Origin of the sequence: Tamaricihabitans halophyticus (genome assembly GCF_004340875.1) — a bacterium.
Taxonomy (GTDB): domain Bacteria; phylum Actinomycetota; class Actinomycetes; order Mycobacteriales; family Pseudonocardiaceae; genus Tamaricihabitans; species Tamaricihabitans halophyticus.
This window is the reverse complement of the sequence record NZ_SLXQ01000016.1, coordinates 1-16,800: the sequence shown is the minus strand read 5'-3', so window position 1 is coordinate 16,800 and position 16,800 is coordinate 1. Positions and strand designations below refer to the sequence as shown.

The window sequence follows — 16,800 nt, the reverse complement described above, 5'->3', positions numbered from 1 at the left end:
AAGCACCTCGAATTTAGAACGTGTTTCACACATCAAGCAAGGGTTGGCACCTCGCCAAGCACCTCAGCTACGCGCGCCACCTGCGCGATATCCCGGCAGCCGATCTGCAGCATGGTGACCCCGTAGGCAGCCCATTCGACCGCGCGCTCGCGCACATAGTTGGCCGAGCCGATGAAGGCCACCTCTCGTACCAACTCGTCGGGCACGGCCGCGGCCGCCTCCGCTCGCTTGCCAGCCAGGAAATAGCGGGAGACATCGGCAACCTCCGCGGCGAAGCCCATCCGGCTGAACAAGCTCGCATGGAAGTTCTTCTCCGGAGCACCCATCCCACCGATGTAGAGGGCGAGGATCGGTTTCATCGCGGTGTAGGCGGCAGCGATCTCCTCGGCGTCCTCGGTGATCACCACCTGACAGCCAGCCGCGATCTCGAAATCAGCCCGATCCCGCCGCGCGGATGGCCGCGCGAATCCCTCGTCCAGCCATTCGTTGTACTGCCGCGCCAGCGACGCCGAGAAGTACACCGCCAACCAGCCATCCGCGAGTTCCGCGGCAAGGGCCACGTTGCGCGGCCCCTCCGCGCCTAGCCAGATCGGTAGATCAGCGCGCAGTGGATGGGTGATCGATCGGAGCGACTTGCCCAGCCCTTCCGCACCAGGACCCCGATATGGCAGCGGATAGTGCGGACCATCCGCGCGCACCGGCTCCTGGCGAGCCAGCACCTGGCGCACGATCGAGATGTACTCCCTGGTACGCGCCAACGGACGGGTGAACGGCGCCCCGTACCAGCCTTCCACCACCTGCGGCCCGGACACGCCAAGGCCGAGAATCGCGCGGCCGCCACTGAGGTGATCCAAGGTGAGGGCGTGCATCGCGCAGGCCGTCGGGGAACGCGCGGACAGCTGCGCCACCGACGTGCCGAGCGCGACCCGGCGTGTGGCCGAGCCCCACCAGGCAAGCGGGGTGAACGCGTCCGATCCCCAGGATTCCGCGGCGAACACCGCCGCGAACCCGTGCCGTTCGGCCGCGCTGACCAGTTCGGCGGCGTTCGTCGGCGGACCGGCACCCCAGTAGCCGAGCTGCAGTCCCAGTCTCATTCCGGCACCTCCATCAGCACACCTCAAACCTGCCATCATCTTGCCGGAAAATCGAGAACATGTTTCACTCACAATTATGACCGCTGGTCCAGCACCGTTGCAGGCACCGCTCGACATCGGCTTCGACTACACCCGATCACTCGGTCCAGTCCTCGGGCGGTTCATGGCAGGCTTGGCCGCACGCCGCATCCACGGTGTGCGCGGTTCCGACGGTCGCGTACTGGTTCCACCCGTGGAGTACGACCCCAGCACGGCCGCCCCACTGACCGAGCTCGTCGAGGTGGCCAACGAGGGGACGGTGGTCTCGTGGACCTGGGTGTCCGAGCCACTGGCTGATCAGCCACTGGCACGCCCCTTTGCCTGGGCACTGATCCGGCTGGACGGCGCGGATACCCCGATGCTGCACGCTGTCGACGCCGGCCCGGAAGACCGAGTATCCACGGGAATGCGGGTGCGGGCGAGGTGGGCTCCGGAACCCGCTGGCCGGATCACCGACATCGAATGCTTCGAAGCCATCGATAAGCCTGGCGGCTCGCCGGCTCCAGGCGAGATCGGCGAACCGGTGACGATGATGACCGCGCCGGTACAGCTGCGCTACACGCATACCGTGTCCCCTGAGGAAAGTCACTATCTGCGTGGGCTCGCCGAAGGGCGACTGCTCGGTGGGCGCTGCCCGCGCTGCGGCAAGGTGTACATCCCGCCACGCGGCGCCTGTCCCACCGACGGTGTCCCGACGGTCGGCGAGGTCGAACTCCCCGACCACGGCGTGATCACCACATTCTGCATCGTGAACGTGCCGTTCCTCGGCCAGCGGATCACCCCGCCGTACGTCGCCGCATATGTACTGCTTGATGGCGCGGACATCCCGTTCCTACACCTGGTGCTCGGCTGTCGGGCCGAGCAGGTACGGATGGGCATGCGGGTCAGAGCGGTCTGGCAACCCCGCGAACAGTGGGGAACCACCTTGCACAACATCGACCACTTCGAACCGACCGGCGAGGCGGACGCGCCGTTCGAGTCCTACGCCCGGCATCTGTGAGGGGACCATCGTGACCGACGACATCGCCGTGGTTGGCTTCGCGCAGGCACCGAACGTGCGGCGCACGCACGGCACGACGAACGGTGTCGAGATGCTCGTGCCGGTCTTCAAGGAACTCCTCGATGGGACTGGGTTATCCGTGGCGGATATCGGCTTCTGGTGCTCTGGGTCCTCGGACTATCTGGCCGGCAGGGCGTTCTCGTTCATCGCGGCGGTCGACGCCATCGGCGCTTTCCCGCCGATCAACGAGTCGCATGTGGAAGCCGATGCGGCGTGGGCACTGTACGAGGCCTGGGTGAAGATCCGCACCGGCGAGGTCGACACCGCACTGGTTTACGGGTTCGGTAAGTCATCGGCAAGTGAGCTTCGCCGGATACTTTCGCTGCAACTCGACCCGTACACCGTCGCTCCACTGTGGCCGGATTCGGTCAGTATCGCCGGGCTACAGGCACGGTTGGGTATCGAATCCGGGGCGTGGAGCCAGGCCGAGATGGCCTCGGTTGTCGCCAGAGGCAGAGCCGCGGCCAAGCACAACCCCTATGCCCAGCTCGCCGGCGAGTACACCGTCGCGGAACTGCTCGCTGAGCCTCATCTCGCGGACCCGTTGCGTAAACACGACTGTGCCCCGATCACCGATGGCGCCGCCGCGATCGTCCTTGCCTCCGCATCCAGGGCACCGGAGCTGTGTGCCAGGCCAGCATGGATCACCGGAATGGCTCACCGGGTGGAATCGGGCCAGCTGGGAGCCCGCGAGCTAGCCCGCTCGCCGAGTACCGCCACGGCGGCCGAGGTGGCGCTCGGCGGCCGCTCCGGAGTGGACATGGCCGAACTGCACGCACCGTTCAGCCATCAGGAACTGCTGCTCCGCCAAGCAATCGGGTTGTCCGAACGGGTCACGGTGAATCCCTCAGGCGGGGCGTTATGCGGTAATCCGATGTTCTCCGCCGGTCTGGAACGGATCGGCCAGGCGGCAGCCAGGGTGCATTCCGGCGCGGCTGACCGGGTGCTCGCGCATGCCACCAGCGGTCCGGTGCTGCAGCAGAACCTGGTGTGCGTGATGGAAGGCAGAGACTCGTGAGCAAGCAGCGCGCGGCCGTGATCGGCACCGGTCAGACCAAGCACACCACCAAACGGCTCGACGTGTCCATGGCAGGGTTATGCCGGGAAGCGATCGATCGCGCGCTCGCCGACGCCGGTGTGGACTGGCCGGACATCGACGCGGTGGTACTGGGCAAGGCTCCCGACCTGTTCGAGGGCGTGATGATGCCCGAACTGGCACTGGCCGACGCGCTTGGCGCTCCGGGTAAACCGCTGCTACGCGTGCACACCGCCGGTTCGGTCGGCGGTTCCACGGCCAACGTGGCGGCAAGCCTGGTTCAGGCCGGAGTGCACCGCAGGGTGCTCGCAGTGGCGTTCGAGAAACAGTCCGAGTCCAACGCGATGTGGGCACTGTCCATCGCACCCCCGTTCACCATGCCGGTCGGCGCGGGCGCGGGTGGCTACTTCGCACCACATGTTCGCTCCTATATCCGGCGCAGTGGCGCCCCGGACCATATCGGCGCGCTCGTCGCGGTGAAGGATCGGCGCAACGGTGCCCGGAATCCGTACGCGCACCTGCATCAGCCGGACATCACCGTCGACTCCGTGCTCTCGTCGACCATGCTGTGGGACCCGATCCGCTACGACGAGACCTGCCCATCCTCGGACGGCGCCGCCGCACTGGTTCTCGCCGACGAGGCCGCGGCGGACGCGGCGCGGCAACCGGTGGCCTGGCTCAGGGCGACGGCGATGCGTACCGAACCAACCACTTTCGCCGGTCGTGATCAGGTCAACCCGCAAGCCGGGCGCGACGCCGCGGCCGCACTCTGGACGAGCGCCGGAATCCGCGACCCACTCGCGGAGGTCGATGTCGCGGAGATCTACGTTCCGTTCTCCTGGTTCGAACCGATGTGGCTGGAGAACCTGGGCTTCACGGAACAGGGTAACGGCTGGCGGATCACCGAGTCCGGCGATACCGAGCTCGGCGGCCGGCTTCCGGTCAACCCCAGCGGCGGGGTGCTCTCCTCGAATCCGATCGGCGCCTCCGGGTTGCTTCGTTTCGCCGAAGCGGCCAGTCAGGTCATGGGCAGGGCCGGCGACTGCCAAGTGGACGGTGCGCGCACCGCGCTCGGGCACGCTTATGGCGGCGGTTCGCAGTATTTCGCAATGTGGGTCACCAGCGCCACTAAGGAGTGGTAGGGATGCGCTTCACCCTGGGTATCGCGATGAGTCCGCTTGATCAATTAACCGAGTTGGCCACCACGGCCGAGGAACACGGCTTCGCCTCGATCGCACTGCCTGACTCGATCTTCTACTCCGAGCAGGTCTCCGATTCCTACCCGTACACTCCCAATGGGGCACGGTTCTGGGATGAACACACCCCATGGCCCGATCCACTGATCGCCGCCGCCACGATGGGCGCGGTCACCAGTCGGCTGCGCTTCTACACGCAGGTGCTCAAACTCAACCCGCGCAATCCGGTACTACTCGCCAGGCAGGTAGGCACGCTGGCCACGCTGACCGGAAACCGCTTCGGCCTTGGTGTCGGACTCGGTTGGAACCGCGAGGAAAGCGAGTGGTGCGGTGGTTTCTTCGAACACCGTGGCGCGCGTGCCGATGAGACCATCGAGATTCTGCGGCGCATTCTCGGTGGCGGGATGGTCGAGTACCACGGAAAGCACTACGGCTTCGACCAGTTGCGGATGAGTCCGGCGCCAACCGAACCGGTTCCGATCTATGTCGGGGGGCACAGTACGCCCGGCCTGCGCAGGGCGGCACGCCTCGGCGACGGCTGGAGCTCGGCGATGATGCGCTTCGATGAGCTCCGCGAGGCCATCGAGGCGCTGCACACCCTGCGCGCGGAGCACGGCAGGGACAGCGAGCCGTTCGAGATACAGGCCGTATGTATCGACCGGTTCGGCCTGGCTGGCTACCGGGAGCAAGCGGAGATCGGCGTGACCGATGCCATCGTCGTCCCATGGCTCAACTACGGCGCCGGTTTCGACGCCGATATTGAGTCCAAAAAGGATGGGATCAAGCGATTCGCGGACGAGGTAATCACGAAGCTCTGAGAAAGGATCACCGTGGCACAGGCAATTACCTGGAGGGCCGCCGAGGATGCCCACCCAGCTCGGGATGCCGCGCGCCGGTCCATGGACGCGGTCACCCGCAAGGCCAGACAGGACTGGCTCGCACTGTTCGCCGAGGATGCCATCGTGGAAGATCCGGTCGGCTGCTCGCCGCTCGACCCGGATGGACGCGGGCAACATGGCACCGAGGAGATCGCGGCCTTCTGGGACAAGACGGTGGCCAATGCCGAACGGCTCGAGTTCCACATCACCGATTCCTTCGCCGCCGGCGACGAGGTCGCCAACGTCGGGACGATCGTCACCTTTCTCCCCGGCGATATGCGGATGGACGCCGAAGGCGTGTTCGTCTACCGGGTGAACGACGCGGGAAAGATCCGCTCGCTTCGCGCATTCTGGGAGTTCGAGCGCGCCATGGCGACCGCCCGTCCCAGCTGACTGGTTCGACGCGGGTGCCCCTACACGGCGCGCGGGGCACCTGGCCTCCAGTCACTGATAACGCACGGGGAATTCCTTGATCCCGTTCAGCCAGCCAGAACGCAACCTGCGCGGTTCGCCAGCTTGGCGGATATTGGGGATATGGTCGGCGATCGCGTTGAAGATCAGATCAATCTCCAACCGGGCAAGGTTCGCGCCAACACAGTAGTGCGCGCCGGTACCACCGAAGGCGAGATGCGGGTTCGGGTCCCGGGTGATGTCGAACCGTTCCGGCGCGTCGAACACATCGGTGTCGAAGTTGGCCGAGCCGTAGAACAGGCCGACTCGCTGTCCTTTCTGGATCGGCACACCGCCGAGTTCGGTGTCCGCCGTCGCGGTGCGTTGAAAAACCGTCACCGGGGTCGCCCAGCGGATGATCTCGTCCGGCGCCGTCGCGGGGCGCTCCGCGCGATACCGCTCCCACTGCTCCGGGTGATCCAGGAACGCGCGCATGCCGTGCGTGATGGCATTGCGCGTGGTCTCGTTGCCAGCCACGGCAAGCAGGACGACAAAGAACCCGAACTCGTCTGGCGTCAGCTCGGAGCCGTCCACATCGGCGGTAACCAGTTTGGTCACGATATCGTCGGCAGGGCAGCTCTTACGCTTCTCGGCCATGTTCATCGAGTAGCCAAGCAGTTCCGCGGCCGAAGCCGCGGGGTCGATATCGTATTCCGGATCGTCGTAACCAATCATCTCGTTGGACCAGTCGAAGATCTTGTGCCGGTCCTCCTGCGGTACCCCGAGCAGTTCGGCGATCGCCTGTAGGGGCAGTTCACACGCGATATCGGTGACGAAGTCCCCGGTTCCGGACTCGAGGGCGGTGCGGGCGATGCGATCGGCTCGCTCGGCGAGGGCATCACGCAAGCCGTTGATCGCCTTGGGGGTGAACCCACGGGAGATGATGCCGCGCAGCTTGGTGTGCTGCGGTGGGTCGATATTGATCAGAATGAAGCGCTGTAGCTCCACGTTCTCTCGCGGCATTCCCTCGGCGAACCGGATGATCGCGGTGTTCTCCCAGGTCGAGTACACATCCGTGTTGCGGGAGACCTCCTTGACGTGTTCGTGCTTGCTGACCACCCAGAAGCCCTCGTCATCGAAGCCCGAGATCCCGCGCCGCTGGGCGTTCCACCACACGGGCGCGGTTCGACGGAGTTCGGCCCACTCCTCGATGGGCAACCGGTTGGCGTACAGCTCAGGGTCCGTGAAGTCGAAACCTTCGGGGATCTTGGGCACGGTCACGACTGCCTCCTGCGGGGAGCTCGTTGCTACCAAGAAACTTGCAACACGTTCTACCTAACATTGAAGCATACGGTGTTAACTAAGAGAAGATTTAGCCCATGATCACCTACAATGGCAGGCGACAACGCGCGCGACAGAACACCTGTAACGCGTTCTAGAAAAGTGGCCAGGTTATTCCTGGCGAGACGCTCAGCCGTTCGATTTGGCCACGGTATTGCGCCGGCCGACCCCGATCCCGTCCAGCAGGATCTCCAGGTACTGCTCGGCGATGGCCCGCGCGGACAGCTCGCCGCCTTCCGGCCGGTACCAGTGCACGGCCACCCACACGGTGTCCCGGACGAACCGGTACACCAGTTCGAGATCCATCCCCTGGCGGAACACGCCCTGCCGAACGCCGTCCTCGAACAACCCGATCCACATCTTGCGGAACTCGACGTTGCGCTCACCGAGGTAGCTGAAGCGCTCGAACCGCATCAGGTACTTGGCCTCGCTCTGATACACCGCGACCTCGGCCCTACGCGCTTCGATGCATTCGAAGGAGGCGATCACGATCGCTTCAAGGCTCTGTCGAGGACCGAGTTCACGGGCCAGAATCTCCTGGTAGCGACCGAACAACTCGTCGAGGAAGCCGCGCAGGATCTCGTCCACCATGGACTCTTTGGAGTCGAAGTGGTGGTAGAGGCTGCCGGAGAGCATGCCGGCGGCATCGGCGATATCCCGCACGGTGGTTGCCCGAAAGCCCCGCTCGGCGAACATCTCGGCGGCGTGCGCGAGTAGCTCCGCGCGCCGGCTCGACGCGCCGAGCTCAGCGGCCTGCTTACGACCTCGGGGGCTCATCGACCAACTGTCCTTTCGGTAGTCCTCGGAAACGCTTCGTTACCGCGCGCATTATGCGCTACTTGGCCGCCGAATCGATCCGCAACTCACCGTTCAGCCTGGTCACTCGCACCTGGCGGGCCTGCTCGTCGGTACCCGAGTCGGACTGGTAGGTCACCCGCACCGGCACGTTCGCCGAACCATCGGGGTTGTTCGACACCCCATCGGCGCAACAGGACCACACGGCGTCGTACTGCGCCCAGTACTCGTTGAACGCCTGTCGGCCGCCAAAGGCCTGCTGCGCGTTCGGCGTCAGCATTCCCCAAGCAGCGGCCGCGTCGCCCCCGTAATAGGCGATCACCAACCGTCCAGCGGCCCCCCAGTCGTTCACCGGTTCCCCCTCGGGTGGCGTTTCCGGTTCGCTCGGCGGCGCGCTGGACTCGCTCGGTTCGGGCTCCGCGGGCTCGGAGGCGGCTGGCGGTGTTGGCGAAGCGGGGTCGCCTGAGGAGTTGACCAGGATCAGCGTCGCGGTACCGGCGGCGAGCAGCAACACCGCGGCGAGCAGCGCCAGCCAGACCTTGCGCCGCGACCGGCCGGACGTCCGCTGCGTGGCCTTGGCCGGCGGCGGTGTGGGTGGCGGGCCCTGCGCCTGGGCACCCACCATGGTGCCGCCGCCGACGGCTGGTTGCACCGCGGTCGGCGCCGGGCCTGGCGCCGCCGCCTGCCCGGACTGCACGACTTCGGCGAGCCGGGCTCCGTCGCCAACCGAGGCGATGGTGTTCAGCTCATGCCGGACCTGCTGCACGCTCGGCCGTACCTGCGGGTCCCTGCTCAGTAGCCGGCTCAGCACCGGACGCAAGGCTCCCGCGAAACGCAGCTCGGGTTCGCCGCCCATCGCGACGGCGTACAACTGGGCGAGCGGATTGTCCTTGAAGCCGTACGGCGGTTCGCCTTCCACCGCGTGAAACAACGTCGAGCCGAGCGAGAAGACATCGGAGGACTGCGTGTGGTCCTTGCCCTGGGCCACCTCCGGGGCGAGGTAGGCCGGCGTGCCGGCGACCATCCCGGCGGTCTGTGTCAGCGTGCCGTCATCGGTGGCTCGCGAGATCCCGAAATCGGTGAGCTTCACCGTGCCCGAGTAATCGATCAGGATATTGGCCGGCTTGATGTCCCGGTGCACGATTCCCGCGGCATGCGCCGCGGCGAGCGCGGTGGCCACCTGACTACCGATCTCGGCGACCTCGCGCGGCGGTAACGCGCCACGCTCGGTGAGCATCGTCGCAAGGCTGCGTGAGGGCAGGTACTCCATCACCATGCACGGCTCGCCGTGGTGCTCGACGACGTCATAGACCGAGATCGCGTTGTTGTGCTGCAGCCGTGCCGCGATCCGCGCCTCGCGCATCGCCCTTCGCCTGGCCTCCTCGGCCTGCTCTGGACTGCGCCCCGGCTGGATGAGCAGCTGCTTGACGGCGACCACGCGGCCAAGTCGCTCGTCGCGTGCCTGCCAGACGACGCCCATCGAGCCGGTGCCGATGGTCTCCATCAGGCGGTAACGCTCCGCGATCAGCTGACCTGTGTCGATGACGGCACGCTCCTCGGACGTGTAACGGTTTCCTGAACTGACCTGACTACGCGCGAACCCCAGGGACAACCTTAGCGCGCTGAATATTCAGGCGATGACGTGGTGAAACCGTTCTCCGTACGGTGCGGCTGACAACGCGGGTTACCAGCCGGTACGGACATTACGCCAGGATAACGTACCTGGTCGAACATGGCAGAACGTAGTGGATAAACTACAACCAGTCGCCACTGCCCTGCCAGGTGAGCAGATCGGCCAACCAGGCGGCGGGCACGGACTCGGCTGAGGCATCCATGCCGGTGTATCCGCCTCGGTAGAACAGCAGGGGTTTCGCGTCCCGCACCGGTCCCAGTTGCGTGACCGTACCGACCACCACCAGGTGATCACCCCCGTCCAGCACCGTGCGGATGGCGCAGTCCACCCAGGTGAGCGCATCCCGCAGGATCGGCGAACCGCCTGGCGAAAGGTGCCAGTCAACGCTGGCGAACCGATCACCATCGGGACTGCCGAAGGCTTCGGACACCGACCGCTGGTCCTCGGTGAGCACGTTCACGCCGAACCGGCCCGTCTCGGCGATCGCCTGCCAGCTACGGGAGTTCCGCCGTGGACAACACAGCACCAGCGGTGGCGCGAGGGACAGCGCGGCGAATGCCTGGCAGGCGAAGCCGAAGGGCTGCTCGTCGTGCCCGGTCACGACGGTCACGCCAGTGCAGAAGTGCCCAAGCACGGCACGAAAGTCCGCCGTGTCGACGGCGGTCACGGCCGAGCTCACCGCTGGTCTCCGCGCTCGGTCCGCTGCTGGGCGCCGACGCTGAAGTCGTGCCCCCACAGGCTCACCGCGGTGCTTTCCCGCGCGATCCAGTCCTCGTCGTCCACCTGCCGGCCCTCACAGCCGAACTCGACGTCGAAACCACCGGGCGTGCGCATGTAGAAGGACAGCATCAGGTCGTTCACGTGCCGGCCGAGCGTTGCCGACATCGGGACCTTGCGTCGGTAGGCGCGGTCCAGGCACAAACCGACGTCGTCGGTATTGGCCACCTCGATCATCAGGTGCACGATTCCGCTCGGTGTCGGCATGGGCAGAAAGGCAAGGCTGTGATGCCGAGGGTTGCAGCCGAAAAAGCGCAGCCAGGCTGGCGGTTCCTCGGCGGACCTGCCGACCAGCTGCGGAGCAAGGCGCATCGAATCACGCAGCCGGAAGCCGAGTACATCGCGGTAGAACCGTAGCGCGGCGGCATCATCGTGGGTGGACAGCACCACATGCCCGAGGCCCTGCTCCTCGGTAACGAAGGTGTGTCCGTACGGGCTCACCACGCGGCGGTGTTCCAGCGCGGCGCCGTGGAACACCTCGAGCGAATTGCCGGAGGGATCGTCGAACCGGATCAGGTCCTGCACCCTGCGCTCGGCGAGTTCGGCGGCGGTCGCGGCTTTGTAGGCCACCTCCTCCTCGTCCAGCCTCGCCCGGATCTCGTCCAGCTCCGCGGCATTGGCCACCTCCCAGCCTGCGACGGCCAGCTGATCGGTCTCCCCCGGCACGATCACCAGCCTGGCTGGGAACTCGTCCATCCGTAGGTACAGCGCCTCAGGGTCAGCGCCCTTCCCTTCGACCATGCCGAGTACCTTGAGGCCGAACTCGCGCCATGCCGGGACATCCGTCGCCGTGATACGCAGGTAGCCCAACGAGCGGATACCCATCAGTCTTGCCCTTCGTCGAGGAAATTCATCGCCAGCCGATTGAACTCGGCAAAGCGTTCGAGTTGTGCCCAGTGCCCGCAGCGACCGAAAACGTGCAGCTGCGCGCGGGGAATCAGCTTCAGTGCGGCCAGTGCGCCATCCAGCGGATTGGTGCGGTCCTCCCGTCCCCAGACCAGCAGCACGCGCTGCCGCAACCGGTAGGCCTCCCGCCAGAGCAGCCCCTCCTCGTACTTCGCCGGATCGGTGAACGAGGCACCCATGGATTTCATCGCCCGCAGGGACTCCGGGTTGCTGGCCGCCGCGAACCGCTCCTCGACGAGCTCCTCGGTCACCAGGCTCTGGTCGTACACCAGCGTGCGCAGGAACTCCGCCAGCTTGGCCTTACTCGGTCCCGGTGGCGCGGCGAACTGGTAGAGCTTCTTGATGCCTTCGGTGGGATCCGGCGCGAAGACATTGAGACCGAGCCCGCCGGGCGCCATCAGCACCAGCCGACCAGCCCGATCCGGATACCGCAGCGCGAAGCGCACCGCGGTCCCGCCGCCGAGCGAGTTGCCGACCAGCGCAGTGCGTTCGATACCGAGATGGTCAAGCAGGGCGCATAACGCATCGGCACTGAAAGTGAAGAACTGCTCGGTGAACTCGGGCTTGTCCGAGAGCCCGAAACCCGGCTGGTCGACGAGCAGGGTCCGGTAGGCGTTCGCGAACACCGGCAAGTTCGGCCCGAAGTTACTCCACCCGGAGGCACCGGGGCCGCCGCCGTGCAGTAACACCACCGGCGACGCCTGCGCGGGGCCAGCTTCGTGATAGTGCAGCCGCAACCCGCCGACATCCGCGTAGTTGCTGGTGGATGCGAAGTCCATGGTTGCTCCGGCCGTCGCCGACATCGGCACCTCCATCGGTCGCGTGCGGTAGCCCTACAGCCAGGCGTCCTGTACCGGCATACCGAGTTCGTGCTGGCCGAACATCGCCAGTACTTTCTCCGGGTCGTTGATCGCGTGCACCCGTCCGGCGTGCGCGTCCCGCCAGAACCGTTGGATCGGCGTGCCTACTTTCAGAGCTCGGCCGCCGGCGCTTTCGAACAGCCGGTCAACCGCCCGAATCGCGGCACCGGTGGCGTTCACCTGGTCCCTGCGTAGCCGCAGGCGCAGTGGCAGCGGGATCTTCTCCGCCCGGTGCGCCAGCTCGAGTTCTTCGCCGATACCGCGCTCGATCCCGTGCATCGCGGTATCGATCTCGCTGGCCGCTTCAGCGATGCGCAGCTGGTTGAAGGTGTCGTCGGCCGCCTTACCGCGCGTGGAGGCGCGCACCCGCTCCCTGGTGTGCTCGACATAGGCCCGGTAGGCGCCGGTGGCCATGCCGACGACCGGTACCGCGATCGAGCAGGAGAACACCGAAGCGAACGGCAGACGGTACAGCGGACCGGGATTCACTTCCTGGCCCGGACAACGGCATTTCCCGGTGTCCACAAAGCTCAGTGTCCGGTAGTCGGGAACGAACACGTCCTCCACGATGATGTCGTTGCTTCCGGTGCCGCGCAGGCCGATCGTGTCCCATACGTCATCGATCGCGTAGTCCGTGGCAGGCAACAGGAACGTACGGAAATCCGTGGGTGAGCCGGATTCGTCGAGCACCAGACCACCAAGGAACACCCAGCTCGCGTAGTCACAACCGGAGGAGAAACTCCACCGGCCGGTGAACCGGAAACCGCCGTCCACCGGAGTGGCCCGACCCATCGGCGCGTAGGACGACGAGATCCGGGTATCGGTGTCCGCGCCCCACACCTCCTCCTGTGCCTTGGCATCGAAAAGCCCGAGCTGCCATGGATGTACCCCCAGTACGGCTCCAACCCAGCCGGTTGACCCGCAGGCACTCGCCAACAATCGAATCGCGGAGTAGAACGTGTTCGGGTCTTCCTCGAAACCGCCGAATCGCTTCGGCTGCAGCAGCCGGAACAGGCCAAGCTCCTGAAGCGCCTTGATGGACTCCGGCGGTATCCGGCGCTGCTCCTCGGCCTCCTGCGCTCGTTCCGCGATTACCGGCAGTATCTCCCGAATTCCGGCGATCACCCGGTGCTCGACGTCCTCGCTCATCAACGACTCCCGTTCTGCTCGGTTGGCGATCACCGACCATGCGCGGCACCAGCCGCCGTACCGGTGAGCATCGTTCCGGGCTCAATCGTCCGACCAATACTAGAACATGTTCTTATTTGTGTCGACGCCTCGTGCGGCGGCGATCGCGGCAACGCCCGCTCTTCGCCCGGAAAACACGCAGTCGGCCAGCGAGAGTCCACTCACGTACGAGTTGGCGCAGAGTCCCACCGCTACCCGGCCCGCGGCGTACAACCCGGGGATGTCGGTGCCGTCCTCGGCACGCACCGCGCCGGTACGCTCGTTGACCACCAGCCCGCCGAGCGTGAGCACCGGGCACGGGTAGCCGGGATTCGGTCGGATGGACACGTCCAGCAGGGTGTACGGCGGTGAATCGAGCGGCGTGGCGCCGCGTTTGCCCGCCGGATCAGGTTCGCCATCGGCGAGCGCGCGGTGATATCCACGCACCGTCTCGCGCAGCCCGTCAGCCTCGATACCGACTCGTTCGGCCAGCTCGTCGAGACTCCAGGCGGTATGCGCGCCAGCGCGCAGCAGGTACCAGCCCTGCAACCGTTGAAACCAGAGCATCGGTCCGCGCAACTGGCGCAGCGCGGCCGCACGGATTCGCCGGTCGATCAGCAACCAGGCGGCCGCATCGGTGCGTTCCAGGATCGCCGCGCCGATCGCGGCGCCGTACCGGGACTCGTCGCAGATCCGTTGTCCCGCCCGATCCACCAGCAGGCCCTCGACCAGGGCCGTCGGTGGCGTGACGAAGCGCCATGCGGACAGCCGATCGAGTTTCGCCGTAGCACCGCCCGCGCGAATCCCCAACCAGAGACCGCCGCCATCATCGCCGGGTGTTCCCAACGGCAGGCAACCCCGGTAGGCGGGAGCATGCTGGCGCATCATCTCCCGGTTCGCCACGAAACCGCCGGCGGCAAGCACGACCCCGCTACGCGCACGCACCCGCAGCGCGCGCCCGAATCGCTGATCGAGTCGGGCAGCGCGACGGCGTAACGCCCTGCCGAGCGCCGGAACGTAGAGCCCCGGCTTGGCCGCGTACCGGGACAGCAGCCGATGCGCCAGTCGCGCCCAGCCTGGCGCATCGCGCAGGGTGCGGGCGAGGACGCCGGTCACCCGCCCCGCCTCGTCCCGCGTCAGACTCGTCACCGTGGTCTGCCGGTACACAGCCACTCCGCGAGCGCGCACGGCCCTGGCCAGCGCGGTGAACAGCGTGGCTCCGGACGTCCCCCGACCGTGCGCCCGGTGCCCGCGCGGCGCGGGCTCGGCCGCGCTCGCGAACGGCTCACTACGTTCACTGCCCGAGTAGTACAGGTAATGCCGATTGCTCGGATAGGACGTCTTGTCCGGACACAGGCTGCTCGCGAACGGCACGCCAAGTCCACTCAGCCAGTCCATCATCCCTGACGATTCGGCACAGAACCGGCGCAACGTCGCCGAACTGACGGCGTCGCCAACCTCCATCCGCAGGTACTGGTACATCGCTTCCGGACTGTCCCGCACGCCGGCACCGTGCTGGATCGCGGTACCGCCGCCGGCGTAGACCACTCCCCCGCTGACCGCGCTGGTGCCACCGCCGCCGAAACGGTCGAGGACCAGCACCGCCGCGCCGGCATCGGCCGCTTCGATCGCCGCACAGGCACCCGCCGCGCCGAATCCGACAACGACCAGGTCCGCATCGAGCTCATCCGTATCCGACCGCATGCGGCCTCCTAGGATCTCGGCGCAATAGTGAAACATGTTCTACAATAAATCCAGCGCTCTGATATCCACACTGTAGCGCCAGAAGCAGCCCGGACTATAACCTGTTTCAGTAACCAAATCGGAGCAGCCGGATGAGGAGATCGACCATGGCCGACCCCCATGACTACGACGTCGTCGTGGTCGGCAGTGGCGCCGCTGGAATGACGGCGGCGTTGACCGCGGCCCACCACGGGCTACGCCCCGTCGTGCTCGAGAAAACCGCCCGGTTCGGTGGTTCCACGGCGCGCTCAGGTGGTGGCGTGTGGGTACCGAACAACGCCGCGCTTCCCGCGGAACCGCCCGAACGAGCTCGCGAATACCTCCGGCATATCGTCGGCCCGGTGGTCCCCTCGGCACGGATCGAGGCGTTCCTGGCAACCGGTCCCGCGATGCTCGCCTTCGTTACGCAACACACCCCGCTGCACTTTCAGTGGGTTCGTGGTTATCCCGACTACTACCCGGAAGCTCCCGGTGGCGCATCGCTGGGACGATCCGTGGAACCGCGCCCGCTGGATGCCAAACTGCTCGGCAACCTGCGGTCGGAGCTCGAACCGCCGTATGCGGCGGGGCCAGCGGGGATGGCCATTACCCAGGCCGAGTACCGCTGGCTGAACCTGATCGCCCGACACCCACGGGGTATCGGCGCGGCGGCGCGAGTGGGCATCCGGCATCTGCTCTCCCGGATCCGCGGCAAGGAACTCGTGTCCATGGGTCAAGCGCTGGCCGCCGGCCTACGGTGTGGCCTCGCGGCCGCTTCGGTACCCGTCCTGCTCAACCACCGCGCCGTCGACCTGCACACCACCGAGGGCAGGGTTACCGGCGTCGTCGTACAGCGCGATGACGAGCCCTACACCATGACCGCCCCGGCCGGGGTAATCCTGACCACCGGCGGTTTCGAGCACAACGACCAGATGCGCAACGAACACCAGCGCCAGCCCATCGGTAGCGAGTGGACGGTTGGCGCGAGCGGGAATACCGGCGACGGCATCGAAGCGGGACAACGGTTGGGCGCGGCTGTGGAACTGATGGACGATGCCTGGTGGGGTCCCTCGATCCCACTGCCGCGTCGACCCTACTTCTGCCTGGCCGAACGAACGCTGCCCGGCTGTCTCCTGGTGAACGCGCGCGGCGAGCGGTTCGTGAACGAGGCAGCCCCCTATGTGGACGCGGTGCACGCGATGTACGGGACAGGAAACGGACCCGGCCAGAACATGCCAACGTGGCTGATCGCCGACAAGACCTACCGCAACCGGTACATCTTCGCCGGGCTCGGCCCTCGCCAAGCGTTCCCGAAACGGTGGCTGGCATCTGGTGTCGTGCGGCGGGCCGACTCCATCGCAGGGCTTGCCGAGCAAATCGACGTACCCGCGGAAGCGTTGCGGAACACGGTCACCCGGTTCAACGGCTTCGCACGGGACGGCGTCGATGAGGACTTCGGTCGCGGAAACTCGCACTATGACCGCTACTACGGCGATCCGCGCCGCCAGCCGAACCCAAGCCTTGCCGAGGTGCGGCGCGCTCCGTTCTACGCCGTCCGGATCGTCCCCGGTGACCTCGGTACGAAGGGTGGGCTGCGCACCGATACCCGTGGCCGCGTACTACGCGCCGACGACACGGCAATCCCTGGACTGTACGCGGCGGGTAACGCCAGCGCGGCGGTGATGGGACATACCTATGCCGGCCCGGGCGCCACGATCGGGCCAGCCATGGCCTTCGGCTATCTGGCCGCACTGGATATCGCGGGCGGGCAAGCCGCGACGACGTCTGGGGTGATCAGCGAGGAGCACAGTGGAGGATCTCAATGATCGTGTCAAGCGTTGATGGCTGCGGGTGTGCTGGTTTGCCAGGGACGGTTGTCGCGCAGCAGTGCCCAGAGGACGTCGAC

At 66.4% G+C, this 16,800-nt stretch carries 15 protein-coding genes; 6 read left to right on the top strand and 9 right to left on the bottom strand.

Going from position 1 to position 16,800, the window contains the following annotated elements; all coding sequences use genetic code 11:
- Positions 1–32 precede the first annotated feature (32 nt).
- A complete protein-coding gene (locus EV191_RS25170; protein ID WP_132880007.1) occupies positions 33–1,094 on the bottom strand; it encodes an LLM class F420-dependent oxidoreductase in 1,062 nt (353 codons plus the stop codon).
- Between the two features lie 76 nt (positions 1,095–1,170).
- Here EV191_RS25170 and EV191_RS25165 point away from each other — a divergent pair, with 76 nt between their 5' ends.
- The 5 genes from EV191_RS25165 to EV191_RS25145 are packed head-to-tail and all read left to right on the top strand — an operon-like array spanning position 1,171 to position 5,696.
- Positions 1,171–2,133, top strand: a complete 963-nt coding sequence (locus EV191_RS25165; RefSeq protein ID WP_132880005.1) for a Zn-ribbon domain-containing OB-fold protein — start codon at positions 1,171–1,173, stop codon at positions 2,131–2,133.
- Between the two features lie 10 nt (positions 2,134–2,143).
- A complete protein-coding gene (locus tag EV191_RS25160) occupies positions 2,144–3,211 on the top strand; it encodes a thiolase domain-containing protein (protein ID WP_207894692.1) in 1,068 nt (355 codons plus the stop codon).
- The gene (locus tag EV191_RS25155; RefSeq protein ID WP_132880004.1) at positions 3,208–4,371 is read left to right on the top strand and encodes a thiolase domain-containing protein; all 1,164 of its coding nucleotides are present in this window, start codon (positions 3,208–3,210) and stop codon (positions 4,369–4,371) included. The genes EV191_RS25160 and EV191_RS25155 overlap by 4 nt, the downstream gene beginning before the upstream one ends.
- Before the next feature lie 2 nt (positions 4,372–4,373).
- On the top strand, positions 4,374–5,243 hold the full coding sequence (locus EV191_RS25150; protein WP_132880002.1) for a TIGR03619 family F420-dependent LLM class oxidoreductase: 870 nt from the start codon (positions 4,374–4,376) through the stop codon (positions 5,241–5,243).
- 12 nt (positions 5,244–5,255) lie between these two features.
- On the top strand, positions 5,256–5,696 hold the full coding sequence (locus tag EV191_RS25145) for a nuclear transport factor 2 family protein (RefSeq protein WP_165913092.1): 441 nt from the start codon (positions 5,256–5,258) through the stop codon (positions 5,694–5,696).
- A gap of 51 nt (positions 5,697–5,747) precedes the next feature.
- On the opposite strand, the gene EV191_RS25140 is transcribed toward EV191_RS25145, so the two are convergent.
- The 8 genes from EV191_RS25140 to EV191_RS25105 all read right to left on the bottom strand — a co-directional run bounded on the left by EV191_RS25140 (position 5,748) and on the right by EV191_RS25105 (position 14,876).
- Positions 5,748–6,974, bottom strand: coding sequence for a cytochrome P450 (locus EV191_RS25140; protein WP_132880000.1), 1,227 nt, complete (start codon positions 6,972–6,974; stop codon positions 5,748–5,750).
- 189 nt (positions 6,975–7,163) lie between these two features.
- A complete protein-coding gene (locus tag EV191_RS25135; RefSeq protein ID WP_132879998.1) occupies positions 7,164–7,811 on the bottom strand; it encodes a TetR/AcrR family transcriptional regulator in 648 nt (215 codons plus the stop codon).
- A 58-nt stretch (positions 7,812–7,869) separates the two neighbouring features.
- On the bottom strand, positions 7,870–9,333 hold the full coding sequence (locus EV191_RS25130) for a serine/threonine-protein kinase (protein WP_207894690.1): 1,464 nt from the start codon (positions 9,331–9,333) through the stop codon (positions 7,870–7,872).
- 250 nt (positions 9,334–9,583) lie between these two features.
- Positions 9,584–10,141: a 3-hydroxy-9,10-secoandrosta-1,3,5(10)-triene-9,17-dione monooxygenase reductase subunit gene (gene hsaB / locus EV191_RS25125; protein ID WP_132879997.1), complete on the bottom strand. Its 558-nt coding sequence runs from the start codon at positions 10,139–10,141 to the stop codon at positions 9,584–9,586.
- On the bottom strand, positions 10,138–11,064 hold the full coding sequence (gene hsaC / locus EV191_RS25120; protein WP_132879995.1) for an iron-dependent extradiol dioxygenase HsaC: 927 nt from the start codon (positions 11,062–11,064) through the stop codon (positions 10,138–10,140). The genes hsaB and hsaC overlap by 4 nt, the downstream gene beginning before the upstream one ends.
- Positions 11,064–11,924 carry a 4,5:9,10-diseco-3-hydroxy-5,9,17-trioxoandrosta-1(10),2-diene-4-oate hydrolase gene (gene hsaD, locus EV191_RS25115; protein ID WP_207894688.1) on the bottom strand — a complete coding sequence of 287 codons (861 nt, stop codon included), beginning with the start codon at positions 11,922–11,924 and terminating at the stop codon, positions 11,064–11,066. The genes hsaC and hsaD overlap by 1 nt, the downstream gene beginning before the upstream one ends.
- 54 nt (positions 11,925–11,978) lie before the next feature.
- Positions 11,979–13,154 (bottom strand): 3-hydroxy-9,10-secoandrosta-1,3,5(10)-triene-9,17-dione monooxygenase oxygenase subunit, encoded by a 1,176-nt coding sequence (gene hsaA / locus EV191_RS25110; RefSeq protein ID WP_132879992.1) that lies wholly within the window; start codon positions 13,152–13,154, stop codon positions 11,979–11,981.
- Between the two features lie 99 nt (positions 13,155–13,253).
- On the bottom strand, positions 13,254–14,876 hold the full coding sequence (locus tag EV191_RS25105) for an FAD-binding protein (protein ID WP_132879990.1): 1,623 nt from the start codon (positions 14,874–14,876) through the stop codon (positions 13,254–13,256).
- 146 nt (positions 14,877–15,022) lie between these two features.
- Between EV191_RS25105 and kstD the strand changes: the two genes are divergently transcribed.
- Positions 15,023–16,720, top strand: coding sequence for a 3-oxosteroid 1-dehydrogenase (gene kstD / locus EV191_RS25100; protein WP_132879989.1), 1,698 nt, complete (start codon positions 15,023–15,025; stop codon positions 16,718–16,720).
- Positions 16,721–16,800 lie beyond the last annotated feature (80 nt).